This window comes from Gemmatimonadaceae bacterium (assembly GCA_020851035.1).
In the GTDB taxonomy this organism is placed as follows: domain Bacteria; phylum Gemmatimonadota; class Gemmatimonadetes; order Gemmatimonadales; family Gemmatimonadaceae; genus JACMLX01.
Genome location: JADZDM010000002.1, coordinates 189168 through 213940 on the forward strand (window position 1 = coordinate 189168; position 24773 = coordinate 213940).

The following is a 24773-nucleotide window of genomic DNA, read 5'->3' on the forward strand; positions in this document are numbered from 1 at the left end:
GGGCATGCCCACCATGCGGGTGTCCCGCTCCGCGAACCAACTCGAACGCGTGCACTGTCACCGGTTTTCACGCATCGGGTCGGTGCGTCGCCGGCAGCGTATCTTGTCACCGGCTTGGCGTGGTGGCCACATGCCGGCAGAGGCGGACTGTCGCCGTATTTCGCGGAAATTGTGCACTGTCACCAGATTTCCCCTGTGCACTGCCACCGGATATCCGGAAATTGTGCACCGTCACCGGATTTCCCCGGATTTCCCGGAAATGGTGCACTGTCACCGGATTTCCCCTGTGCACTGTCACCGGATATCCACCCACTGTCACCGGATTGCCCACCGGATTGCCACTGTCGCCGGACTTCCACCGGACTTCCATGTCCAGACTGCACGGCATGCCACGCGCCATCGAGCGATCTCCCGGCGGCCGCGACGGAGCCCATGACGGCCTGCGCGGTGATATGTCGTGCGTGGGAGTCATGCAGAGCACGCCAGGGTGCACCCGTGATCGGGAACGTCTGGGCGCAGCGGGGGCACACCACTCGCACGATCACCTCTCTCAGCGAGTGTCAGGCATGGCGGACGACAAGCACACATACGCGCACGACTCGAGCGACAAGAAGCTGGACCGGGCGGCAACCGAGGCGGACGCCGCTCGGGAAAAGGCGGCGGCGAAGCCGCACGCGGGCCATGACGCCGAGCAGGTGCGCAGGCACGACGACACCGGAAAGGATCGCCTCTTCGAGGGCCGCATTCAGCACGACGATGCGGACAAGCAGAGCGACCGCAATCGCCTGGAGAAGGACGCCGCTCGTCACCATCACACGGATGATGAGATCGGGACGATCTCTGATACCGACACGCGCGTCAAGAAGTAGTCTGCGCGCGAGCCCGGGGTGACGCACGGGAGCGCCAGCGCCCGAAGCGTGCCGCGGGGCGGGATGCGGAACGACGAACGGCGCCCACACAGGCGCCGTTCGTCGTTGAATTTCCTCATCGGGACGGCGGGATTCGAACCCGCGATCCCTGAACCCCACACTGCTGTTCGGCAGCGCAAGCCAGTCCGGCACATGGGGTTACGACGTCATAACGTGGAAGCGCGGCGCAAACTCAGGGGATCGCCGGCTCGCGGTGGACAGCTTCAGGGACAAGACGTCGCCCGCACTGGCGCGACAGACTTCAACGGCCAAGCAGCGCCCATCTTGACTCAACGGTCGCCCTGGTACGGCTTCGCACGGCAGTGACTGCCCTCCGCGAGGAGGACGAGCGATGCCGCCGGACCTGCGCGCCGCGGCAGGCCCGCCACCGGCCAGGCCGCTTCGAGATGCGTGCGAACACGCCGGACTTCGTTCCTGCGGGTTCACGTGTCGTCGACCGTGAATGCACTCGAGCGACTCAGGTCGTCGATGAATGTCCCCCGCTCAGTAGGTGCCCAGCCCAACCGCTCTCGCGTGAACGTGCTCGAAGCTGGAGCATCCATCGCCGCCGGAAACGCGAGCCATCCGAAGTGCGCCGCGCCCGCGTCGGGCGACAACGAGACCGCAGGAACGCTGAGTCCGCGACCAATGGACTCAGCGATCTCGCGCAGCGGGAAGCCCTCCTCCGCGACAGCCTGATAGGACATCCCGATGACGCCATGCTCGAGCGCGCGCACGTACGCCCGAGCGGCGTCGAGACGATGCACCGCCGGCCATCGATTCGTTCCCTCATCGATGTAGGCCGAGATGCCTTTCTCCCGGGCGACCTGGATCAGGTAACTGCCGAGTCCGTGCTTGTGCCGGTCGTGCACCTGCGGCATCCGCACGACGCGCGCGTGTACACCGCGTGACACCAGTCCCAATGCCGTCTGCTCCGACACTCTCGGGCTTCGTCCGGCGCCTGCCGGTGCCGTGTCATCCTCCGTCGTCACTCGGCCGGGTGCGTAGGGAATTCCTGCCGTCACGATGAGTGGCCGCGCCGATCCGGACAACGCGTCGCCGAGCGCGAGAATGGCCTGGCGATCCGTTTCACAGTTCTCGACGAACTTCGAGAAATCGTGATTGAAGCCCGCGTGGATCACAGCATCCGACAGCGAGGCGGCACGGCGCAGGGTGCCGAGATCTTCGAGGTCACCCCGATGGACTTCCACCCCCTCCACGCTCAGCGCCTCGGCTGCGCCTTCAGACCTGGCGAGTCCCAGGACGTCGTGTCCCGCCTCGATCAGTTCACTCACGACGGCAGAGCCGACGAAGCCGGTCGCGCCAGTAACGAATACTTTCATGCGAGAAGGGGTTCAGGAGGGTGTGGTACATCGGCAGCACCGGCGGCCGCGCGATCCCGGTGCGCGGACTGTCGATCCGTGAGCAGGCATCGGCTCACTTTGACTCGACGCGCCCAGGCGCGCCTGCGTGTTCCATGACGTCCACGGCCGACGGCCAGGCAGTGTCATCGATCGTCAGCGCAGTGCGCAGATAGGCCAGCGTGATGCGTTGAACGACAGCGACGCGCTCAGGGTTTTCGTCGGTCGTCTCGGCAACGTCGTATCCAGACACTCCACCAAGACCGTGCTCGCCACCGAACAGCGTGAGCAGGGATTTCGGCCCTGGACTCAGCCGATACGCGTCCGCGTGCCAGTCCGCACCGCGCACAGTCAGGTGCGGCGAGACGTCAGCATCCCCGACGACTATGAGCGCTGGTGTGGACATCTGGGCGAAGCTCGGCCGCGAGAAGAACGCGTAGTGCTCTGCTGCAGCGGCGCTGAGGTCGGCGCCGCCGCTACCGGGTGCCGCGAGCAGCACACCGGCTTTGATTCGGGGCTCCTGCACGCTGACTTCCGCGCCGCTCTCCGGGTCGACGAGGCGCATGCCCAGGAGCATGCTCGCGGTGTGCCCGCCCATCGAGTGACCGGCGACGGCGATTCGTGTCACGTCGATTCGACCAGCGAGCAGCGGCGTCGCGGCCTGAATCGCATCCAGCTCGTCGATGATCCGGGACATGTCAGCAACGCGCGAGCGCCAGAAGAGTGGCGCGTCGGGCCCGTCGAGGCTGAGCGTCTTCGAACTGAGGTGGGTTGGTTGGACGACGACGAAGCCGTGCGCAGCCCAGAAGTTTGCGAGTGGCGCGTAGCCGTGCAGCGACGAAAGGTGATTGGAGCGGCCGTGGCCGTGCGACAGGAGAATGACTGGGAGGTCAGCCCCGTTCAGCGGTGCCGAGACGCGCAGCTGGAGATCGACAGCGCGTCCTGCCGCCGGCAGCACCACTGGGCTGAAAGACACTACTGGCGACGGTGCGCTCAACGGGATGCGCTCGGCGAAACCGATGATCGACTTCATCGCAGGGTATCCGGCGTGTATTGCGCGAGCGGAGCAGGCGCAGTCGTCGTGCTCACCACGGCACCGGCCCGTTCTCGTCGGAGAAGGTACCCGTTGGGCCATCGGCGCCGATGAGCGCGAGCCGCACCGGTTCGCGTGCACCTTCCTGGACGCTGCGGGTGCCGCGAAAGTTATTCAACGCGGTTGCGGTGAAGCCCGGGCAGGCTGCATTCACCTTGATGCCGCTGGGTTGCAGCGCCAGCGCGAAGGCGAGGGTGACCGCATGGGACGCCGATTTCGACACCGAGTAATTGCCGAACATCGCGCGGTGCGGGTTTGCCGGATCGGAATTCAACGTGAGGGATCCACCCGAGCTTGCAATGTTCACGATGCGGGCTGCCGGCGACTCGCGCAGCAGTGGCAGCATCGCTTGTGTGACCGCGATGATGCCGAAGACGTTTGTCTCGAAGACCGCCCGGACATCGTCGAGGCGCGCAAGTGTCAGCAGCCCGGACTGGGCCGTCGCCGGGAACTCGGCGTCGTCCCTGGGGACATGGGAGATCCCGGCGTTGTTCACGAGGACGTCGAGCCGGCCGAACTCACTCCGGATGCGCGTGGCCGCCGCATCGACGGACGGCTCGTCGGTCACGTCCAGCTGGATCGCATGTGCCCGGGGGCCAATGCCTTCCGCCGCGACCTCCCCGTCCACCAGACGTCGCGAGCCGACCAGCACGGTGAGCCCGTGCGACGCGAGCTCCCTGGCGATCTGCTGGCCGATTCCCTTGTTTGCACCTGTTATCAGGGCGACCCGCGTGTCGGGCATATATTTCTCCGGAGTTATGGGGTCAACCGGCCCGGTGAGACCGGACCCGCGGCCCCAATAAAGAGGAACAGTGTTCCATCTATATACGGAACAGTGTTCCGTTTGGCAAGGCGGAGGAGTCACGGGTGGCCAGGAAAGGAGCGCGGAGCGCGGCCACACGCGCCACAGACGTTTCGGTGCCACGCACCGTGCGCGTTGACGCACAGCGCAACATCGACACGTTGCTCAAGGCCGCAGCGTCTGTTTTTGCGAAGGCCGGCGTCGATGCGCCGGTACGGGACATCGCCGACGCAGCGGGCGTCGGCATCGCCACGATGTACCGGCATTTCCCGCAGCGCACGGACTTGATCGTCGCGGTCTTTCGACGCGAGGTCGACGCGTGCGCCGCCGCCGCAAGTACGCTGGCGGCGACCCATACGCCCGGAGATGCGCTCACGCGGTGGATCTTTCGCTACATGGACTTCATCGCTGCGAAACGCGGACTGGCTGCGGCGCTGCACTCGGGGGAGGCCGCGTTCGATTCGCTGCCGGCCTACTTCAAGGCGCACCTCGAGCCTGCGCTGCGGTCCCTACTCGACTCGGCGGTCGCTGCGGGAGCGGTGCGGGACGGGGTCGACGCGTTCGACTTGTTGCAGGCGGTCGCCAGCTTGTGCACGCCGTCTCGCGACGGCTCGACTGACCACGCCCGGCGCATGGTCGGACTGCTGGTCGATGGCTTGCGGTACGGTGCGGGCCAAGTGGGCTGAGCTCGAGCCAGACTGGGGGACTTGGCGTCTGCGCGTGCATGTGTCGCACCGCCTCCCCAGCTGTCGCATGCTCGAGCGTGAGTTCCCGAACCGCTGCCACGACCGCCATCAACCCAGTATCCACTCCGCGACGAGCGAGCGCTGGAAACGACGCCGACCCACTGAATTCAGGATTCAGCGGGTCGGCAAGTCGTCGAGAAGCAACACGTTTCCATCGGGACGGCGGGATTCGAACCCGCGACCCCCTGAACCCCATTCAGGTGCGCTACCGGGCTGCGCTACGTCCCGTCGCCAGCCCGGACCACCCACGCCCGGCCAGCTGACAGTCATGCAACCTAACCCACCCACACCCGCCCTTCAATCACCTCCGGCAACCCCGCGATCACCGCTCACGGACGCCGGCTCAGCACCGCCCCCGTGTTCGCGTCCACCACCACCATCGTCCGCGGCTTCCCCGCCGCCGTCACGAACGCCGTGTAGGCCAGCTTCCCGGCCACCATCCCGAGCCCGATCGTCTGCAGCCGGCTCCCCGGCACCGCCCGCGTCGCCGTCATGGCCGCGGCTTCCTTGCTGATCTTCGCCTGCGTCAGCGTGGACGGGGGCGTCGCCGTCGCGGGCCGCTGGCCGCGCGCCTCCGGCACCGCCAGCAACAACGCGCCCGCCAGCACCACCACACGGCACACCGTCCGAAGCGCCATCTCTCCCTCCCGAAGGGCGGAAACCACCGCGAGTGCACAGCAACCGCGACAGGATCACCAGACACGGCCGGGAACGCAACGCCCGACCACCGGCCCGATCGCACCGCGTGCCAGCACACGGGATCCCAACCGGCGCGCCCCCGGACGGCGCACGCCGTGCGCGCTACGGCCGCTTGCTGATCATCGCGCCGGTCATCGCATCGATCACGACTTCCGTCTTGTTCGTCTTCCCGGGCTCCGTGATCAGCGCCGTGTACACCAGCTTCCCGCCCACGCCGCGCCGCAACTCGATGGAGCTCATGCGCCCGCCGGGCACCTTGCTCAACGCCGTCATCCGCGCCGCATCCCGCGACACGCGCGCCTCCTGCGCCATGTTCTGCAACGGCGTGGCACGCGCCTGCGCAGCGGCGCCGCTCCCGTACACGGCAAAGGCAACTGCAGCAGCAGCGAGGCGCAACGTCGCACTCGGTCGGCGGCCCTTCATGATGAACTCCCTGACGACTGGTGTTGGATGAGACAGCACCAATGAAAGTGGCGATTTCCGCCGCCCACGCAAGCCGGAAACATCTGTCACGTGCAGCACGATGGGCACCCGCGCCGCCGATCCTGCCGCAGTCCGGCAATCGCGCCTGACGTCACCGAGCCGTCACCACGCCGTCAGTGCACCGGCTGCCCATCGGCCCGCCCACGGCGCTCAGCTGCTGCTCCGAGCCGCCCGCAACGCGTTCAGGATCACCGCCACGTCGATGACCTCCTGCCCCAGCGCCCCCATCGTCGGCGTGAAGTAGCCCAGCGCCGCGAACACCATCCCGATCGCACTGAGGCCCAGCCCCACCCCGATGCTCTGCTTCGCGATCCGCATCGTGGACTGGCTGGCGCTGATGGCATCGGCCACGCGCGTGATCTCGTCCACCAGCAGCACGACATCGGCCGACTCCGCCGTGATGCCGCCGCCATGCCCCGCCAGCGCGATGCCGACCTCGGCCGTGGCGAGCGCCGGCGCATCGTTCGTCCCGTCACCGATCATCACCACCTTCTCGCCCTTCGCCTGGAACTCCTGCACGATGCTGACCTTGTGCTCGGGCAACAGGTCGCCCCGCGCGTCGGTGATCCCCAGCTCGGTCGCCACCACCGCCACGTTGGCCGTGTGGTCGCCGCTCAGCATCACGGTGCGGGTGATGCCCAGCGTGCCGAGCGTCCGGAAGAACGCGGGCAGTCCATCGCGCAGCGAGTCCGCGAAGGAGATCGTCCCCGCCGGCCGGCCATCCACCGAGACGTACGCCCGCAGCCCGTCGCCCTGCGCGTCCAGCATCGCCAGGCCGGCACCCGACTCGGCGGGCAGCGTCTCGCGCAGCCACGCCAGCGACCCGACCTGCACGCGGGCCCCATCCACCACCCCGCTGATCCCGCGACCCGCCACCTCCGTCACGTCCGTCGCCAGCGGCAACACCCCCAGCACGTCCTCGGCATGCTTCACCAGCGGCCGCGCGAGCTGGTGCCCGCTGCCGTAGTCCACCGCCGCCGCCAGCCGCAGCACCGTCGGCTCGTCGAAGCCCGCCAGCGCCTGCACCCGCTCCACCGCCGGCTGGCCGCGCGTGAGCGTGCCGGTCTTGTCGAACACCGCGGTGTTCACCGACGCCAGCGCCTCCAGCGCCCCGCCGGTGCGGATGATCACCTGGCGGCGCGCGCAGCGGTTGATGCCGCCGATGATAGCGATCGGCGTCGCCAGGATGAGCGGACAGGGCGTGGCCACCATCAGCACCGACAGCACCCGGTTGGTGTCGCGGGTGATGAACCAGGTGATCACACACACGGCCAGCGTGAACGGCGTGAACCAGACCGCGGCCTTGTCGGCCAGTCGCTGCAGTGGTGCCTTGCTGCCCTGCGCATTGCGCACCAGCTCAACGATGCGCAGGTACTGGCTCTCGCCGGCGCTCGCCGTGGCGCGCACCGTGAGCGGGCCGTCGACGTTGGCACTGCCCGACACCACCTGCGACCCGACGGCCACCGGCACCGCCAGCGGCTCGCCGGTGATGGCGCTGGCATCCACGTGGCTGCGTCCTTCCGTCACCACGCCGTCGCAGGGCACCAGTTCACCCGGCCGCACCAGCAGCATGTCGCCGACCTGCACCGTCTCGGCGGCCACGTCGCGCAGCGTGCCATCCGCGGCCCTGATGTGCGCCTGCCGCGGCGCCGCCTTCTCCAGCGCAGCCACGGCGGCACCGGCGCGTCCCTCGGCGTACCGCTCGAGCGCCGCGCCGCCGGTGAGCATGATCACCACCACCAGCCCGGCGAACGGCTGGTACAACACGGCGGCGGAGACGATCGCGAGGATCGCGACCACGTCGGCGGCGAACTCGCCGCGCAGCATGTCGCGGACGGTGTTCCAGACGGGGATCGCCGCCGTCAGCACCAGCCCGGCGAACCAGATCCGGTTGGCCAGCATGGCATCGTACGACTCGATGTGCCGGGCCCACACCACCGCACCGGCCACCAGGAAGAGCAGTGCCGCGACCGGGATGCGCAGGGCGGCGGACCACGGTTCGCGCACGGTCGCGGGCTGGGTCAACGCAGCACCTGCGCCCCGCGATCGGTGATGCTGGCCGATGGCGCCGGCCCGGACTCGACCTCGAAGCCGCCGTTGCGCCACGCCTCGATGCCGCCGGCCAGGTTCTCCACCTGTGCGGCCCCCGCCATCAGCAGCAGGCTGGCCGCGATGGCGGACCGGCCACCGCTGGCGCACTGCGTCACGATCGTGCCATCGGCCGGCAGTTCGCGGAGACGCTCCGGCAGCTCGCCGAGCGGGATGTTGACCGCGCCCGGAATGTGCCCGCCACGGAACTCGCTGTCGCTGCGCACATCCAGCACCAGCACGTCGCTGCGTCCGAGCGCACCCGCCAGTGACGCCGCAGAACGCTGCGGCACCTGCGCCGTGGCGGTCGATGGCATGGTGTCCTCCGACACCACGGTGACCCCGGCGACGTTGTCGTAGCCGATCATCATCAGCTCGCGCAGCAATCGCTCGCCCTGGGCCTGGTCCTGCACCAGCAGCCACGCGGCGCTGCCGTAGTCGAGGAGGGAGCCGAACCAGTTGGAGAACGACTTGGTCGCGGGGATGTTCAGTGTGCGCCGCACATGCCCGCGCGCGTAGTCGTGGGCGGGCCGCGTGTCGATCATCAGGCCGAGCCGGTCGAGCCACTCCTGCGCCTCGAACGCACTGCGCAGCGGCAGGGCAGGCACGGCGCCGAGCACCGGCGGGCCGTCACGATTGATCTGCTTCATCACGCCGAAGTACGCCGGTGCATCGGGCTGGTCGCGCAGCACCTCGGCCACGAACTCGTCCTCGGACTGCGGCTGGAGGGCCCAGTTCACCAGCCGCTCGTAGCCCAGGCTGGACTGCGGCACGGCGCCCAGTGCGCGGCCGCAGGCGCTGCCGGCACCGTGGCCGGGCCAGAGCTGCAGGTAATCCGGCAACGCCGCCACTCGCTGCAGGCTGCGGTACAACGCGCGTGCGCCGGCTTCCATCGTGCCCACCTGCTTCGCGGCGCGCTCCAGCAGGTCGGGCCGACCCACGTCGCCCACGAAGAGGAAGTCCCCGGTGAGCATTCCCATCGGACGGTTGCTGTTGGCGCCGTCGGTGACGAGGAAGACGAGGTGTTCCGGCGTGTGACCGGGGGTGTGCATCGCGGTGAGGCGGATGTTGCCGATGCCGATCACGTCCCCATCCATCAGTTCCACGGCGCGATCGCTCGCGACGAACCGGTAGCGCCACTCGTCGCCGCCCTCGCCGCTGAGGAAGAGCTGCGCGCTGGTGCGTGCCGCGAGTTCGCGCGCACCGCTGCAGAAGTCGGCGTGGATGTGCGTCTCCGTGATGGCCGAGATGCGGAAGCCCTCGGCCTCGGCGAGCGCGATGTAGCGGTCCACGTCGCGGAGCGGATCCACGACCACGGCCTCACCGGTGGCCTGGCAGCCGATGAAGTAGCTCGCCTGCGCGAGCGACGGCTCGTAGAGATGCCTGAAGAACATTGGGGATGGGCGTCGGTCGGGCTGCGCCGCGTCTGCTGCCGGGCGGCGGCGATGGAGTCCCCGTGGCCGGCGGGGTGGCGCGGGGGGAATCTGGCCTGGGGGAAACCTACTCCGTGAGACGAGCCCGGGCGCGCGCGACGATCGGCTGCAGCATCGCGTCGGCGTCCTTCCATTCCCCGGCCAGCGCGCCGCACCAGCGGGTCTTCTGTTCAGCGGACTCAGCCAGGAAACAGAGGGCCTGCAACGCGCGCGGACGGAACTCCGTCTCGCTCCACGCGCGGCGCGGATCGGGCGTGTCGGTGAGGCGCGCGAACCAGGTGCGCGCCGAGTCGCGCTGTCCGGCATCGAGGTAGGCGCGGGCGATGTAGAAGGTCTGCGGCTGCGGAAAGCGGCTCGCCTCGCCGGCAGCGGGGAGCAGGAGCGCGAGCGCCTCGCGGGGGCGGCGTTCGGTGAGCAGCACCTGGGCCTCCACGGCGCGGAAGATCGGCGACGTCACCGGCGGCAGGTCACCCAACCCCTTCTCGCGTGCGGCGGCGGCGCGGTACGCCTGGAACCGCTCCCGCGCGCCCTTCGCGTCGCCGGCGACCATGTAGTCCACCACGAGGTTGAAGAGCGGCCGGTCCTGCATGCGCCAGCGATCGATGCCGGCAGCCGCGATGTAGGTGCGGATCGCGGCGCCCATGCCCACGGTGTCGTCGGCGTACCAGGCCTTGTCGAAGGCTCGCTGGTGCGCGGCATCGCCGCGCCAGAGGCGCTGCTGCATGGTGTCGCGGCCGGCCAGCCGCACGGCGCCGATGGAATCGTTCATGCGCCACGCGGCCTCGAGCCGGCCTCGCATGGTGAGCGCCGCCATCAGGGAGCGGAGCAGGTGGTCGGCGCGGTGGGTGTCGGTGGTGCCTGCCAGCTCGCGGCGGGCCAGCGTCTCGAGGCCGGGCCAGTCGCGCTCCACGCGCAGCCACTGCAGCTCGAGGTCGGCCAGCCGGATCACCTCGGCGGGCGACGTGAACCGATCGTGCATCGCGCGACGGGTGGCCTGCGCCTCGCCGGTGCGGTTGGTGCCGTAGGCGCCCCAGATCACCCACGGCCAGGCATCGATGTTCGTGGAATCGATGGCCAGGTACCGCTGGCCGTACTCGCGCACCCGCTCGTAGGCGCCGCTGTTCAGCGCCGCGGAGGCGAGGTTGTTGAGGGCGATGCGATTGCCGGGCTGCTCCGTGAGGATCGCGGCGTAGGCGGCATCGGCACGCGCCTCGTCGTGCTGCACGGTGGAGAAGTACGCCGCCTCGGCCAGCCCGCGCTCCACCGGGGAAAGCTTGCTGCGCAGTTCGAACGCCTTCGTGAGCGCCGCGACGCCGCGCAGGTACCGCTCGTTCGAGAATGGGCCGCCGCCGAATCGCGTGAGCCGCACGCCGAGTCGCCGCCAGGCCATCGCGAAGGTGGGATCGAGCTGCACCGCCTCCTCGAGGAGGGTGATGTCGCGGTCGCGCGCCTCGCCCTCGCGCGTGGGCGCGTCGTCCAGGCGGAGCGCCTCGGTGTACTTGCGCAGCGCATCCAGCGAGGTGGTGGTGACGCGCTCCATCGGCTGCAGCGCGGTGAGCGTCGTGGCCGACTCGCCCAGCTTCTCGCGGGTGCGCCGCGCCAGGCGGCCGATCGCGGCGATCAGGTCATCTTCGGATGCGGCGGTCTCCTGTATCGCGGAGGCCTCGCCGCCGTCGCCCGGCGACACGAGTGCGGCCCGCACGAGGTAGGTGTTGCCCACCTTCTGGATGCGCCCCGCGACCACCAGCGACACCCCCTCGCGCACGGCGATCTCGGTGGCCAGCGCCCGCGGGATGCGCGACGACACCGGCCGCTGCATGCGTTCCAGTGCCGAGGCGGTGGCGGCGGGGGTCATCACGGTGGCGATCTTCGATTCCTGCAGCTCGGCCCGCAGCGACTCCGACAGCAGGTTGCCGAGGGTCGAGTCCGGGGTCTGGTTCTCGACGTCGGCCACGATCACCGTCTGCGGTGCGACGAAGGCGGTGGCCGTCTTCTGGCCGTCGCGCGAACCCGAGAGTGCCACGCCGACGGCGACGGCGATCGCGACTGCGGCGCCCCCGCCGATCATGCGGGCGCGGCCGGTGGCGCTCGCCGCGGGCGGGGGGGTCGGCCGGCCGGCCGGCGCCGGTGCCGGCGTGGCGCTGCGGGAAGGTGACGTGGTGGCGACGGGGGGCACCGGGGTCGGCTCGCCGGTGAAGCGCTGCAGCTCGAAGGCCTCGGCCAGCGCATCAGCGGTGGGCCAGCGCAGCGCCGGGTCCTTCTCGAGGCAGCGCATGATCACCGCCGCCATGCCGGCCTTCACCGGCGCCACCTGCGGCAGCGGCACCGGCGCCTGCGAGACCTGCGCCACCAGCGTGCGCGCGGCACTCGGGTCCACGAACGGCGGCTTGCCGCTGAGCATCTCGTACGCCACGCAGCCCAGCGCGTAGATGTCGGCGCGGGCATCCACCGTGGCGTCGCCGGCCGCCTGCTCGGGCGACATGTACGCCGGGGTGCCCACCGCGAGTCCCGAGGTGGTGAGGCCGGTGCTGCCGGCGACGGCGGCGGTGAGCGCCTTGGCCACGCCGAAGTCGGCCACCACCGCGTGCTGCTCGTGCAGCAGGATGTTGCCCGGCTTGATGTCGCGGTGGACGATGTTCTTGCGGTGTGCGGCCCCGAGCGCCCGGGCGATGTCCACCAAAATGGGCAGGGCCTCGCGGCCACTCATGGGCCCGCGCTGGATCCGCTCCCGCAGCGACTCCCCTTCCACGAACGGCATCGTGTACCAGAGCAGCCCTTCCGCCTCGCCGGCGGTGAGCAGCGGCACGATCATCGGGTGCTGCAGGCCGGCCGCCAGCTGCACCTCGCGACGGAACCGCTCGCGGTTCACGCCGGCGGCCAGCTCCGGGGTGAGCACCTTGATCACCACGTTCCGGCCCAGCGCCACCTCGACGGCGAGGAAGACGCGGCTCATGCCGCCGCCGCCAAGCTCGCGTACCACGCGATACTCGTCGCCGAGGGCGAGTTCGAGGTGTTCCTGGAAGGATGCGGACACGGGGTGGGTTGAGGTACGCCCGGGGAATCTACCTCTGCGACACCTGACACACTACAGAGGTGGCCCCCGGCGGTTCCGTCATCGCGGCGCGACTGCCGCGCCCCGAGGTCACCCCTGTTGCGCCGCCACGGTGCCCTTCCGCTCCAGCTTCCCCCACCCCACCAGCCCACCGTGCGCCGCCGCAACGAACGACTTCACCACCACCCAGTACATGAGCTGCCGGTAGGCGAAGCGCTGCAGCAGGATCAGCCAGGTGAGCCGTCGCTCCTCGCCCGGCTCGAGCATGAACGCGATCACCGCCGCCACCCAGTCCATCAGCAGGAAGACGAGGTACACGCCTGCGAGCTGCATGCCGGTGTGCCACGCGAAGGTGGGACCATGCTCCAGCCAGGTCAGCCCGATGCTCGCCACGCTGCCGAGGAAGATCAGGTCGGCGAGTGGTGAGACGGCGGTGAAGAAGAGCTGGAAGACCCAGGTGTTCGGCATCGCGATCAGGCCGAGGGACCCGAACCGGCGACGCAGCAGCGTGGCGCGGTGCTTCCAGGCACACTGCAGCGTGCCGAAGCTCCAGCGGAAGCGCTGCTTGACGAGGGTGCGGAACGAATCCGGCGCCTCGGTCCAGGCGATCGCGCGGTCGGCGTAGGCGATGCGCCACCCGCGCTTGCGCAGCTCGATGGTGGCATCCTGGTCCTCGGCCAGCGTGTCGTGCGTGAAGCCCCCGGCCTCGAGCACCGCGCTGCGCCGCCAGGCCCCCACCGCGCCCGGCACCACCGTGATGCAGTTCAGCAGGTCGAACGCACGCCGGTCCACGTTCTGGCTGGTGACGTACTCCAGCGCCTGCCAGCGCGTGATCAGGTTCAGGCGGTTGCCCACCTTGGCGTTGCCGGCCACCGCGCCCACGCCCGCGTCTCGCAGCGGTGCCACCAGCTCGGCGATGGTGTCGGGCTCGAAGACGGTGTCGGCATCGAGGCAGACCACGATCTCGCCGGCGGCGCGCTTGATGCCGAAGTTGAGGGCGCTGGCCTTGCCGCCGTTCTTCTTCACGTGCACGGTGACGCGCGGATCGTCGCGGAACGCCGCCGCGGCGATGGCGCCGGTGTCGTCGGGTGACCCGTCATCCACCACCACCACGTCCAGCGCACCGGCGTAGCGCTGGGCCAGCAGGCTCCGGATGGTCATCGCGATGACCTTCGACTCGTTGAAGGCGGGCACGATGACGCTCACGTGGGGCGCGAAGTCGGTGGGCGTGGGACCGCGCCGCGCACTGCGCACCCGGTGCAGGATGGCGAGCGCCAGCACCACCACGATGCGGATCGAGCCGAGGACGACGGCGGCGACGAAGAGCCAGGTGATGCCGACCTGCAGCGCGCCGAGCGTGAAGAAGGCGGCCAGCGTGAAGCCGCGGGAGGTCTCGTCCCCCGCCTCCAGCGGCGGCATGGCCTGGTCGCGGGTCAGGCCAAGGAGCTCGGAGAGCAGCACGACCGTGTCGCCGCGCGCGTGCAACGAGTCCACCAGCGGCCCGATGGCGGCCACCGTCTGGCTGCGGTCACCACCGCTGTCGTGCAGCAGGACCACGTTGCCGCGCGAGCGGGCGTCGAGCACGTTGCGCACGATCTGCGCGGCACCCGGCTCGAGCCAGTCGCCGGAATCGACGTGCAGCCCGACGGTGATGTACCCCAGGTCGTTGGCCTGCGCCACGGGCCCCAGTTCATCGGGCGTGGTCGGTTCGGCGTCCCCGAAGTACGGGGGGCGGAAGAGGGCGCTCCGCCGGTCGGTGATGGCCTCGATCAGGCGCTCGGTGGCGTCGAGTTCGAGGCGCGTGATGAACGCAGGGGTGACGGCGAGGTTCGGGTGGGTGAAGGTGTGGTTCCCCAGCTCATGCCCCTCGGCCATGATGCGGCGCACCAGCGGGATCTCGCGCAGCGCGTTGCTGCCGATGATGAAGAACGACGCGTGCACCCCGCGCGAGCGGAGCGTGTCGAGGATGGCCGCCGTCCAGCGGGGGTCGGGACCGTCATCGAGGGTGAGCGCGACGCGGTGCGGTGCCCCCGAGCCGGTGCGCTCGATCACGTACGGCGAGGGATACTGCGTCCACTTCACCCGAGTGATGAGCTGCGAGTTGCTGTGGACGCCGATGGCGCGGTGGCCGGCCGTGGGCCGCGACGTGACGCGCAGGATCTCGCCCTCGCCATCGAATTCCACGTCGTAGCCCGGCAGCACGGTCGCCAGGTCGCGTTCCGGGTCCGGGACGGTGGCGGCGCCGATCACGTTCCAGAGTGACGGATCCTCGGCGCCCAGTCGCCAGAGCGCGACACCACGCGCCCCCAGCCTGACGGCGGTGGAGAGCTGGTTCCAGGCCGTGATTGCGTCAAGGAACCAGACCTGGTGATCCACGGAGTCGGCGGTGCTCCAGGTGGCCACCGGGTTCAGTGACGGCGACGCGAACGTGATCTCGCCCTGGTTGTCACGCAGCTCGCGCATCACCTCGGCGAAGGTCGCCGCCTCGGCGGGCCGCCGGTCGCCGGTGTCGTCCCAGTGATAGCCGTAGGTGCCGATGGCGAAGATCGCCTTCTCGCGCGGGATCAGCGTGAGCGCACGCGCCGCCTTCGCCTCGTACCAGGCCTGGCTGGCCACCGGTCCTGGGTCGCTGGTGGGATAGTGCTCGTCATACAACATGTCGACGACGAAGTCGGCGTGTGCGCCGGCGGCGCGGAACTCGCCGTCGGTGGCGTCGGCGGCAACGGTCTGCACCACCTGCGCCTGGACGCCATGCAGGGCGGCGCCGAGGTCGCGCACGAAGAGCGCCAGCCCCTCGCGCGAGGTGTCGTCCACGAGCTCGAAGTCCACCATGATGCCGGCCAGTCCGTGCTGCCGGACGGCGCGCACCAGCGCGTCGATCACCTCGCGACGATGTGCCGGCACTGTCAGGAGCGCGCGGGTGCGCAGGCTGTCGAAGGCGTGGGTCACCTTGTCGACGTTCGTGAGCATGGCGAAGACGCGCGGGCGCTGCTCCGGCGGCATGCTCCCGATCAGGCCCAGGACGTCCTTCTTCTTCGTGTCACCGAAGTCCCAGGCCACCGACCGTCCGCTTGCGCCGAGGAAGGCCCACTCGCCCACCACCCAGTCCATCTCGCGGGCATGGGCCTGGAGCGCGAAGAAGGAGTTGTCGTCCCAGTTCACGTAGAAGCCCAGGACCAGCGGGCTGCTGTCGGCGGCGGTGCGGGTGGACGTCGGCACGATCGATTCGGCGCGCGGTCCGCGCAGCACCGGGGCGACATGATGCTCGGCGAGGGCGGCGAGGAGCCGTTTCCGGGCCTCGAGGCGCGCCGGGTCACGGCGTTGCGACCCGGGACCGGGGGCGGCGGCCGCCTTCACCGCGGTCGGCTGCCAGGTGACCGGCAGCAGCGGTGGCACCAGCACCGTGAGGATCAGCACCGCCGTCAGCAGCGTCGTCGCCACACCGACCCCCAGCGCCGCGCCGCGCAGGGCGCGCCAGCGCCGGCCCGAGGGGTCGGAGAAGACCGGGACCACGGGTGGGGTGAGGTTCGGCGGTCGCTCTGACGGTGTCATGCAGGTCCGGTTTCCAAACCGTGGTGGAGGATCGTCGCGCGGCTGGAAGCGGCTCGGTATGCTTCGATTTCCTTCGTGTTTCGACCGTTCGGGCCCGTCGCTTGAGGTTCTGCGCATGCCGCATCACCGTTCCCTTGCCGTCCTGTTCGCCATCGCTCCGTCGGTCGCGGCGGCGCAGGCCACGACCCCACCCGCGTCGCCGGTGCCCGCCGGCCCCGTCATCGCCTCGCTGCAGATCACCCCGCGCGAGCGGACGATGCGCGCCCGCGACACCCTGCGGCTCCAGGTGAAGGCGCTGGACGCACAGGGGAAGGAGGTGCCGGGTGCGGTGATCCGGTTCAACCGCGCGGGCGGGTTCTTCGAAGGTGACGTCACGCCTGACGGCCTCATCCACTCTGGCTCGACGGGCACCCTGCCGGTGGTGGTGTCGGCGACGCAGCTCGGGCAGCGCCCGGTCACGGAGCGGCTCGAAATCCGCATGACACCCGGGCCGGCGACCCGCATTGCCGTCACGACGCCGGTCGCGACGCTCGCCCTCGGCCAGCGCATGCGGTACCTCGCCACCGCCTTCGACGCCGGGAACGACCGGCGCGACGACCGCGTGCTCTGGACCAGCTCCAACCCGCGGGTGGTGCAGGTCACGCGCGAGGGCCTGGCGAGCGCGGTGTCGGCAGGCAGCGCGCGCCTGGTCGCGGCGGCGGGAGGTGTCACACAGGAGGTGCCCGTCACCGTGCCGGCGCGGCGCATCGCCGCCCTCAATGTCACGCCGGGCACCGCCGACGCGCGCACCGGTGACGTGATCCGGTTCACGGCCAGGCCGAAGGATGCCGCCGGCCGGCCGATCGAGGGCCTGACGCCGATCTGGAGCTTCTCGCCGGGCCAGGGGCTGATCGGCGCCGATGGTGCGTTCGTGGGCTACGAACAGGGGACCTACACCATCACCGCCAGCTTCGGCACGCAGACGGCCGAGGCGACGGTCACGCTCAAGGCGCGCGACGTGCGCCGCGCGCTGGAAGTGGTGGGCCGCTCGCCCAAGCGGCGCTTCACCACCGAGGAGGTGTGGCTGCACCCGAACGGCAAGGTGGCGTACCTCGGCTCCGGGGGCGGCGGTGACCTGTTCTACACCCTCGACATCTCCAACCCGGCCAACCCGATCGTCAGCGACAGCATGGTGCTGAACACCCGTCGCGTGAACGACCTGATGACGAACGCGGAGGGCACGATCCTGGTCAACACGCGCGAAGGGGCGAGTGACCGCAAGAACGGCATCGTGATCAGCAGCCTCGCCGATCCGCTGCACCCGGTGAAGATCGCGGAGTTCACCGAGGGGATGACGGCCGGCGTGCACTCGGCGTTCGTGTACACGCAGCCGAAGCACGGCACGCACGTCTACGCGACCAACGACGGCACCGGCGCCTTCCACATCATCGACATCAACGACCCCGCGCACCCGCGCCAGGTGGGGGAATACCGCACCCCGCGCCCGGACGCCGGCCGCTCGCTGCACGATGTGGACGTGCAGGACGGGCTGGCGTACCTGAGCTACTGGAACGACGGCCTCGTGATCCTCGACGTCGGCAACGGCATCCGCGGCGGCTCGCCCTCGAACCCGGTGGTGGTGAGCCAGTACAAGTACGACCTGAACGACCTGTACCGGCAGGTGGAGCTGGCGGGCGGCGCGGGGTTCATCCGCGGCACCCACACCGCCTGGCGCCACCGCAACTACGTCTTTATTGCCGACGAGGTCTTCCCGGCGAGCGGCGTGAAGGGCGCGAAGGACGCGTCGGCGGGCCGCGCCTACGGCCGGCTGCAGGTGATCGACGTGTCGGACTATGCGAACCCGAAGTCGGTGGCGTTCTACGAGCCCGAGTTCGGCGGCGTGCACAACATCTGGGTGGCCGGTGACACGCTCTACATGGGCGCCTACAACGCCGGCTTCCGCACCTTCGACATCAGCGGCGAGCTGCGCGGCGACCTGCGCGCGCAGCAGCGCGAGATGGCGCACCTCAACACCGCCGACATGGACGGGTTCGTGAAGAACGCGGCCATGACCTGGGGCGTGGTGGTGCGCGACGGGCTGGCGTACGTGAACGACATGTACAACGGCCTCTGGATCGTGCGCATGCAGCCGCAGCGCGGCATCACGCCATGAGGCGGTGCGCCGTCGCGGCTGGGGTGCTGGCGGCGGTGTTCCTGCCGGCACGCCCCTGCCCTGCCCAGCCGACCGCGGCGGTGTCAGGGGCAGCGGCGATGCCGGACCGCACCTACCGCATCGCGGTGGCGTCGGAGGGCACCGATGAGATCTCGGTCATCACCTTCGGCCCCGGCGGCGCGAGCGTGCAGTCGAAGCTGTCGATCGGGCTGAGCGCCACCGACCCCGATGGTCCGCACGGACTCGCCACGTCGCCCGACCGGCAGTTCTACTACGTGTCCACCGCGCACGGCACGCCGTACGGCAGCTTCTGGAAGGTGCGCGCTGCCGACAACGTCATCACCGGCCGCGTCACGCTCGGCAACTTCCCCGCCACCGCGCAGGTCACGCCCGAGGGGCACCTGGCGTTCGTGGTGAACTTCAACCTGCACGGCGACATGGTGCCGAGCGACGTGAGCGTGGTGGGGGTGGACGACATGGTGGAACTCACCCGCATCCCCACCTGCACCATGCCGCACGGCTCGCGCATGAACCCGCAGGGCACCAAGCACTACTCGGCCTGCATGATGGACGACATGCTGGTGGAGATCGACGTGGCGACCTTCGCGGTGAGCCGGCACTTCGTGCTCACCACCGGGCGTGAGGCGGGGATGACGGGCTCGCCGGTGCGCATGGACCATGGCGCCACGCACGACATGTCCGGGCACGGCATGGCCACACCGGCCGCCGGGGACCCGGGCTGCTCCCCCACCTGGGCACAACCCTCGGCCGATGGCTCGCGCATCTTCGTCGCCTGCAACCGCAGCAGTGACATCGTCGAGATCGATGCCGCGACCTGGACGATGGTGCGGCGCATCCCGGCGGGCGCCGGCATCTACAACATGGCCGTCACGCGTGACGGCACGACACTCATCGCCACCAACAAGCGCGGGCAGTCGGTGAGCATCTTCGCCCTGCCGACCGGTCGCGAAGTGGCGCGCCTGCCGACGCGGCGGAAGGTGGTGCACGGCGCCGTGGTGTCGCCGGACGACCGGTATGCCTTCATCTCGGTCGAGGGGATCGGCTCGGAGCCCGGCACCGTCGAGATCATCGACCTGCGGACGATGCGGACGGTGGCCACGGTGGACGTGGGACAGATGGCGGGGGGGATCGACGTCCTGATGTGAGGCGGGCGCTTCCCTTGTCTCGAGACCTGCATGTACGTTACCGGCGGCTCGAACTGCGGAGCTCGCCGGCGGTATTTCGGCACCCCACCACCCGTTTCCCATCAGATGGGATCTCCAGTCCTGCCGAGCGCGCGCCTGCTCAGCGCGGTGGTCGCCTGCCTTGTGTCGGGCGTGCTCTGCACCTGGCTCGTGCGCCAGCCTCCATGGCTCGGTCTCACCTTCGAGCACACGACGGCCGGCGCCACGCTGATGCTCGCCGAGGTGGATGCGACGGTGCCTGCCGCCGGTGCACAGGCGGGCGACTCGCTGATGGCCATCGCCGCTGCCGGCGGACCCGCCTTCGCGCTGGTGCCGGGTGACCTGCTCGAGGAGCCGGACTTCCTGGACACGTGGGCCGAGGAAGACACCTTCTACGCGCGGCAGGACTCGATCACGCGGATCCTGCACGCCGGTACGGTGCTGCTGACGCTGCGTGACAAGAGCAACACCGTGCGCACGGTGCGCCTCGCGCCGCGTCCCCGCCCGGTCGGCAGCCTGCCGCTGGTGTTCTGGCTGCAGCTGCTCTTCGGCGCAGCCGGGATCATCATCGGCACCTGGGTCTGGGCCCTGCGCCCCGATGACTGGGGTCCGCGCGCGTACGCCGTCACCGGCGCCTGCTTCCTGGTCTTCGCGCATGCGGCGGCCATCTACAGCGCCCGCGAGATCGCGCTGCCGAGCGCGATCTTCCACACGCTGAGCCGCATCAACCACCTCGGCGCCACGATGTTCGGTGCGGCGCTCTGCACGATCTTCCTCGTCTACCCGCTGCGGCTCACCAGTGCACGCGTGCCGCTTGCGATCGGTGCCGTCGCATTCGTGTGGTGGGTGGCCGGCGCCACACGCCTCGCTCCCGACCAGGACACCGGCACGCGCTTCCCGGTGATGCTCGCGATGCTCGGGGCGATCGGCATCAGCGTCTGGCAGTGGCGGCGCACGAAGGGGGACCCGGCGGCGCGCGCCGTGCTGCGCTGGTTCGCCGTGAGCGTGCTGGCGGGGTGCAGCGCGTTCGTGGGGCTGACTGCGCTGGTGAGCTCGATCGGGGGCCTGCCGCCGATCCCGCAGGGGTATGCGTTCGGGTTCTTCGTGCTGATGTACGCCGGCCTCGCCATCGGCTTGCGCCAGTACCGCCTGTTCGACCTGGACCAGTGGGCCTACCGCATCCTGTTCTGGGGCGTGATCGTGGCGGCGTTCGTGGCGTTCGACATTGCCCTCCTCAACTCCGCCAGTTCAGGCGCCGCCCGCACCATCGGCCTCGCCACCTTGCTGGCCCTCGGCACCTTCCCGTTGCGGCGCTGGGTGTGGTCGCGGCTGTTCGACCGGCGTCGCCTGCCACCGGAAGCGCTGTTCGAGAAGGCGCTGCACGTGACCTACGCTGCATCCGATGCGGAGCGTGACGCCCGTTGGCGCGCGCTGCTGCTCGAGCTGTTCGATCCGCTGCACTCCGCCGAGGACGGCACGCGGCTCGCCGACGGATCGACGGCCGACGTGGAACTCAAGGCGCAGGGACAGGAACTCGCGGTGCCGGCCGTGGCCTCCAGCCCGGCCATCCGGCTCACCTATGCCGGGGGCGGCAAGCGCCTCTTCACGCCCGGTGACGCACAGCTCGTGCGGACCCTCGTCTCGCTGATGCAGTCGGCGAACGAGAGCCGGATGGCGTACGACATCGGCGTGAGCCGCGAACGCTCCCGCATCGCGCGTGACCTGCATGACACCGTGAGCTCGCCGCTGCTGGCCGGCCTGGCGCCGCGCCGCGACGGTGCCGCGGCCGATGCCGACATGGCCGCGGTGCAGGACGAGATCCGGCGCGCCGTGCGCGGCATGCGCAGCGTGGTCAGTGGCGAGGGCGTCACCAGTGCACCGCTCGCGGATTGCCTCGCCGACGCCCGCTTCTCCGCCGCCGAGCGGCTGGGGGCGGCCGGCATCGGCCTGCACTGGCCCATCGCGGAGGTCGGCGCGGTGATGCTCGGGCCGGATGAGCGCCATGCGCTGACGGCCTTCCTGCAGGAATCGGTGACCAACGTGATCCGGCACTCCGGTGCCGGCCAGGTGCGCGTGCAGGTGCAGATGGCGGGAGAGGCGCTGCAGGTGCAGGTCACCGACGACGGTCGTGGCTTCACGCCCGACCCGTCCCGCACCGGCGATGGCCTGCCGAACCTGCACGCACGCGCATCCACCCTCGGTGGCCAGGCCTCGATCGGCCCGCGCAGCGACGGCCTGCGCGGGACCGAGGTGATGCTCGCGGCCATGCTGACCCGCGCGCCGCGCGGCACCGTCGCGTCCACAGTGGAGGCACGATGAGCGAAACCCCTGCGCCGGCGATGCGCGCCGTGCAGCACGTGCTGGTGGTGGAGGACGATCCGACGATGGAGGCCGAGGCCATCGCCGCGGTGGCGGTCTTCCCCGGCGCCAGCGTGCGCACGGCCCGGACCGTGGCCGAGGCCGAACGCTGGATCAAGCGCGTCCGGTTCGACCTCGCGATCATCGACCTCGGGTTGCCCGACGGGTCGGGGGTCGGGCTGATCCGCACGCTGATGGGTGATCCGCCGCACTCGGCCGACGTGAACGAGATCCCGACCGTCTGCGTGGCGCGCACGGTGTTCGATGACGATGCACACCTCTTCGCGGTGCTCTCCGCCGGGGGCCAGGGGTACCTGCTGAAGGGTGAGACGATCGACGTGGTCCGGCTGCGTCTGCAGGCGGCGATGGCCGGTGAGCCGGTGGTGTCGCCGTCGATCGCGCGGCGTGTGCTGGCGTACTTCCGCGGCGAGTCACCAGTCATGCGGCATGCACCGTCACGTCCCAGCATTCCGCCGGCGGCGCTCACCAACCGCGAGACCGACGTGCTGCGGCAGCTCGCGCACGGGCACACGCTGGCCGAGGTGGGCAAGGAGTTGTCGCTGTCGGTGAACACCGTCAAGACACACGTCAAGAACGTCTATGCGCGGCTGGACGTGAGCTCACGCATCGCGGCAGTGGACACGGCGCGGCGCATGGGCATCCTGGACGACGACGCACGGCGCTGAGCGCGGGCCACGTGCTGCGGGTCGTCATCACGGCCCCGTCCGCCAGGTGCAGCTGCACTGCCGACTGGACAGGTCGGGTACCTTGCGCCGTACCCCTTCCAGGAGCCCGCATGCCCGCAGCGCGCCAACGCCGTGCCGTGACCGCCCTCGCTGCCGTGCTCCTGGGAGCGTGTGCGACAGCGGAACTGGCGGTGCCACCCAAGACGGCCGTGGACTCGGCAACCTACGCGGCCGACATCGCCGACTTCCACGCGAAGCGCCTCGAGGCGATCGCGGGGCCGGATGGCTGGAGCACTCTCGCCGGGCTGTTCTGGCTGGACAGCGCCTCGTACAGCATCGGGAGTGCGGCGGCCAGCACGATCCGCCTCCCGGCGGACCACACGCCGCCCGCCGTCGGCACCCTGCGCAACGATGCGTCCCGCGTGACGTTCCTCGCCGCCCGTGGCACCACGGTGATGGTGGACAGCACGCGGATCGACAGCGTGACGCTGGCCAACGACAAGGCGGAACAGCCCACGGTGCTGCGCACCGGCAGCCTCACCTACCGGCTGATCGAGCGTGGCGGCCGGCAGGCGCTGCGGGTGAAGGACAGCGCCTACGTGCTCCGTCGCGACTTCAAGGGGCTCACCTACTTCCCCACAGACACTTCGTTCCGCGTGCAGGCGCACCTGGTGCCGCACCCCGCGCCGCGCACGGTGCGCATCCTGAACGTGCTGGGCATGACGGAGGAGTACCGGTCGCCCGGCGTGCTGCACTTCCGCATCGGCGGCACGGCGTACGCGCTCACGGCGACCTTCGAGGGGAAGGACACCACGCAGTACTTCATGCTCTTCCGCGACGCGACGAGCAAGGAGACCACCTACCCCGCCGGCCGCTTCATGTACGCCACGCTCGTCGACAGCGCCGGCTACACGATCCTCGACTTCAACCGCGCCTACAACCCGCCCTGCGCCTTCACCGCCTTCGCCACCTGCCCGCTGCCGCCGGCCGGGAACGTGCTCACCGTCGCGATCCCGGCTGGCGAGAAGCGCTACGCCGGGCCGCACGGCGCTGAACTCCGATAGCGCCTCGGCATCGGGAACGGCATTGACGCAAAGGCGCCAAGGGCGCGAAGGACGCAAAGAACGGCGGCCCTGCGCGCTCTGCGATGCTCGGCCCGCACGAATGCCCAAGTAGTTGATGGGAACTGCAACAGCCACCGCAGTTTCCCTCGAGTACGTTCGTCCTCGCCTGCAGCGACCGACGCCTGAAGCGCACGGCCGCTGTTCTTTGCGTCCTTCGCGCCCTTGGCGCCTTGCGTTGAAGCCGTTGCCCGTGCACTTCTCAGTCGCGCAGGTTGACCTGTGCCGAGAGTGCCGGCGTGAGGTCGGGCGCGAGCGCGACGAGGTCCACGCTGTCGCCGGAGGGCGTGCCGGAGAGGTGGAAGGGCGCGAGGTCGAAGAGTGGCGCGAGGCCGCGGAACGAGAACGACGCGATCGGCCGGCCGGTGTTGCGCCGGACGAGATCGGCCAGCAGCATCGCCGTCAGCGGGCCGTGCACGATCAGCCCCGGATACCCTTCCTCACGCTCGGCGTACGGCCGGTCGTAGTGGATGCGGTGGGCGTTGAAGGTCAGCGCCGAGAAGCGGAAGAGGAGGCGCGCATCGGGGGTGATGGTGCGGCGCCACTCGCCCGCCGTGGCCGGTGCGAGCGGTGCCGCGACCGGCGCGCTGACGGCGGCGCCGGGCTCGCGGTACACGATGTCCTGCTCCTCCTCGACGCAGAGCACGCCACCCTGCGTGAAGCGGTACTGCACCGTCACGAACGCCAGCGACCCGCTGCGTCCCGACTTCATCACCACGTTGCGGATCTCGCCCTCGCGCGCGGCCGGCTGGCCGAGCCGCAGGGGGCGATGGAACACCATCCGCGAGCCCGCGAACATGCGCCGCGGATACGGGATCGGCGGCAGGAAGCCCCCGCGCTGGGGATGACCATCCACGTCCAGCGCCGACTGCGCCGCGAACGGCAGGAAGTAGAACCACTGCCAGAGCGGCGGCAGCGGGTCATCCGCCCCGACGCCGGTTACTTCGTCATCGAAGGTCGCGGCTGCGCGGCGAGCATGTTCCGGGCTCAACCCGTCCAGCACGGTCTCGGTGCGTCCGATCCACTCGCGGAAGTCTGGCACGGCGTCGGTCATC

17 protein-coding genes and 1 tRNA gene are annotated in these 24773 nt (G+C 70.1%); 7 read left to right on the forward strand and 11 right to left on the reverse strand.

All coding sequences use genetic code 11. The features are described 5' to 3' along the window. The first annotated feature begins 566 nt into the window (after positions 1–566). Complete coding sequence (locus IT355_01640; protein MCC7051938.1) at positions 567–869, forward strand: hypothetical protein; 303 nt, start codon at positions 567–569, stop codon at positions 867–869. A gap of 482 nt (positions 870–1351) precedes the next feature. Here the strand turns inward: IT355_01640 and IT355_01645 are convergent, their stop codons facing one another. From IT355_01645 to IT355_01655, 3 genes are all read right to left on the reverse strand, one after another. Next, a complete protein-coding gene (locus tag IT355_01645; GenBank protein ID MCC7051939.1) occupies positions 1352–2251 on the reverse strand; it encodes an SDR family oxidoreductase in 900 nt (299 codons plus the stop codon). A gap of 94 nt (positions 2252–2345) precedes the next feature. Beyond that, positions 2346–3302 (reverse strand): hypothetical protein, encoded by a 957-nt coding sequence (locus IT355_01650; protein MCC7051940.1) that lies wholly within the window; start codon positions 3300–3302, stop codon positions 2346–2348. 52 nt (positions 3303–3354) lie between these two features. Continuing rightward, positions 3355–4104, reverse strand: a complete 750-nt coding sequence (locus IT355_01655; protein ID MCC7051941.1) for an SDR family NAD(P)-dependent oxidoreductase — start codon at positions 4102–4104, stop codon at positions 3355–3357. A 176-nt stretch (positions 4105–4280) separates the two neighbouring features. Between IT355_01655 and IT355_01660 the strand changes: the two genes are divergently transcribed. Beyond that, entirely contained in the window at positions 4281–4850 is a 570-nt protein-coding gene (locus IT355_01660; protein ID MCC7051942.1) for a helix-turn-helix transcriptional regulator, read from the forward strand. A 214-nt stretch (positions 4851–5064) separates the two neighbouring features. Here the strand turns inward: IT355_01660 and IT355_01665 are convergent. The 7 genes from IT355_01665 to IT355_01695 all read right to left on the reverse strand — a co-directional run bounded on the left by IT355_01665 (position 5065) and on the right by IT355_01695 (position 16217). Continuing rightward, positions 5065–5138, reverse strand: a tRNA-Pro gene (locus IT355_01665). A gap of 101 nt (positions 5139–5239) precedes the next feature. Continuing rightward, the gene (locus IT355_01670; GenBank protein ID MCC7051943.1) at positions 5240–5548 is read right to left on the reverse strand and encodes a PepSY domain-containing protein; all 309 of its coding nucleotides are present in this window, start codon (positions 5546–5548) and stop codon (positions 5240–5242) included. Between the two features lie 163 nt (positions 5549–5711). After that, positions 5712–6032, reverse strand: coding sequence for a PepSY domain-containing protein (locus IT355_01675; GenBank protein ID MCC7051944.1), 321 nt, complete (start codon positions 6030–6032; stop codon positions 5712–5714). Between the two features lie 210 nt (positions 6033–6242). Beyond that, a complete protein-coding gene (locus IT355_01680; GenBank protein ID MCC7051945.1) occupies positions 6243–8117 on the reverse strand; it encodes a heavy metal translocating P-type ATPase in 1875 nt (624 codons plus the stop codon). Continuing rightward, positions 8114–9574, reverse strand: a complete 1461-nt coding sequence (locus IT355_01685) for an MBL fold metallo-hydrolase (GenBank protein MCC7051946.1) — start codon at positions 9572–9574, stop codon at positions 8114–8116. The genes IT355_01680 and IT355_01685 overlap by 4 nt, the downstream gene beginning before the upstream one ends. A 106-nt stretch (positions 9575–9680) precedes the next feature. Then, positions 9681–12647, reverse strand: coding sequence for a protein kinase (locus IT355_01690; GenBank protein MCC7051947.1), 2967 nt, complete (start codon positions 12645–12647; stop codon positions 9681–9683). Positions 12648–12755: 108 nt separating this feature from the next. Continuing rightward, positions 12756–16217: a glycosyltransferase gene (locus IT355_01695; protein MCC7051948.1), complete on the reverse strand. Its 3462-nt coding sequence runs from the start codon at positions 16215–16217 to the stop codon at positions 12756–12758. Positions 16218–16332: 115 nt separating this feature from the next. Here IT355_01695 and IT355_01700 point away from each other — a divergent pair, with 115 nt between their 5' ends. The 5 genes from IT355_01700 (at position 16333) to IT355_01720 (ending at position 23661) form a co-directional block, all read left to right on the forward strand. After that, entirely contained in the window at positions 16333–18369 is a 2037-nt protein-coding gene (locus tag IT355_01700; protein MCC7051949.1) for an Ig-like domain-containing protein, read from the forward strand. Continuing rightward, positions 18366–19535 (forward strand): hypothetical protein, encoded by a 1170-nt coding sequence (locus IT355_01705; GenBank protein ID MCC7051950.1) that lies wholly within the window; start codon positions 18366–18368, stop codon positions 19533–19535. Before IT355_01700 ends, IT355_01705 begins: the two co-directional genes overlap by 4 nt. Before the next feature lie 105 nt (positions 19536–19640). Beyond that, complete coding sequence (locus IT355_01710) at positions 19641–21872, forward strand: hypothetical protein (protein ID MCC7051951.1); 2232 nt, start codon at positions 19641–19643, stop codon at positions 21870–21872. Then, positions 21869–22597, forward strand: coding sequence for a response regulator transcription factor (locus tag IT355_01715; protein MCC7051952.1), 729 nt, complete (start codon positions 21869–21871; stop codon positions 22595–22597). Before IT355_01710 ends, IT355_01715 begins: the two co-directional genes overlap by 4 nt. A gap of 110 nt (positions 22598–22707) precedes the next feature. Next, positions 22708–23661 carry a DUF1684 domain-containing protein gene (locus IT355_01720; protein MCC7051953.1) on the forward strand — a complete coding sequence of 318 codons (954 nt, stop codon included), beginning with the start codon at positions 22708–22710 and terminating at the stop codon, positions 23659–23661. 259 nt (positions 23662–23920) lie between these two features. Here IT355_01720 and IT355_01725 read toward each other — a convergent pair whose 3' ends face one another. Beyond that, a complete protein-coding gene (locus IT355_01725; protein ID MCC7051954.1) occupies positions 23921–24772 on the reverse strand; it encodes a MaoC family dehydratase N-terminal domain-containing protein in 852 nt (283 codons plus the stop codon). Position 24773: the final 1 nt, after the last annotated feature.

Coding starts and splice junctions, on each gene's coding strand:
- IT355_01700 (MCC7051949.1), top strand. CDS start 16,333: ATGCCGCATCACCGTTCCCTTGCCGTCCTGTTCGCCATCGCTCCGTCG.
- IT355_01685 (MCC7051946.1), bottom strand. CDS start 9,574: ATGTTCTTCAGGCATCTCTACGAGCCGTCGCTCGCGCAGGCGAGCTAC.
- IT355_01640 (MCC7051938.1), top strand. CDS start 567: ATGGCGGACGACAAGCACACATACGCGCACGACTCGAGCGACAAGAAG.
- IT355_01720 (MCC7051953.1), top strand. CDS start 22,708: ATGCCCGCAGCGCGCCAACGCCGTGCCGTGACCGCCCTCGCTGCCGTG.
- IT355_01645 (MCC7051939.1), bottom strand. CDS start 2,251: ATGAAAGTATTCGTTACTGGCGCGACCGGCTTCGTCGGCTCTGCCGTC.
- IT355_01710 (MCC7051951.1), top strand. CDS start 19,641: ATGGGATCTCCAGTCCTGCCGAGCGCGCGCCTGCTCAGCGCGGTGGTC.
- IT355_01725 (MCC7051954.1), bottom strand. CDS start 24,772: ATGACCGACGCCGTGCCAGACTTCCGCGAGTGGATCGGACGCACCGAG.
- IT355_01695 (MCC7051948.1), bottom strand. CDS start 16,217: ATGACACCGTCAGAGCGACCGCCGAACCTCACCCCACCCGTGGTCCCG.
- IT355_01650 (MCC7051940.1), bottom strand. CDS start 3,302: ATGAAGTCGATCATCGGTTTCGCCGAGCGCATCCCGTTGAGCGCACCG.
- IT355_01670 (MCC7051943.1), bottom strand. CDS start 5,548: ATGGCGCTTCGGACGGTGTGCCGTGTGGTGGTGCTGGCGGGCGCGTTG.
- IT355_01655 (MCC7051941.1), bottom strand. CDS start 4,104: ATGCCCGACACGCGGGTCGCCCTGATAACAGGTGCAAACAAGGGAATC.
- IT355_01675 (MCC7051944.1), bottom strand. CDS start 6,032: ATGAAGGGCCGCCGACCGAGTGCGACGTTGCGCCTCGCTGCTGCTGCA.
- IT355_01715 (MCC7051952.1), top strand. CDS start 21,869: ATGAGCGAAACCCCTGCGCCGGCGATGCGCGCCGTGCAGCACGTGCTG.
- IT355_01705 (MCC7051950.1), top strand. CDS start 18,366: ATGAGGCGGTGCGCCGTCGCGGCTGGGGTGCTGGCGGCGGTGTTCCTG.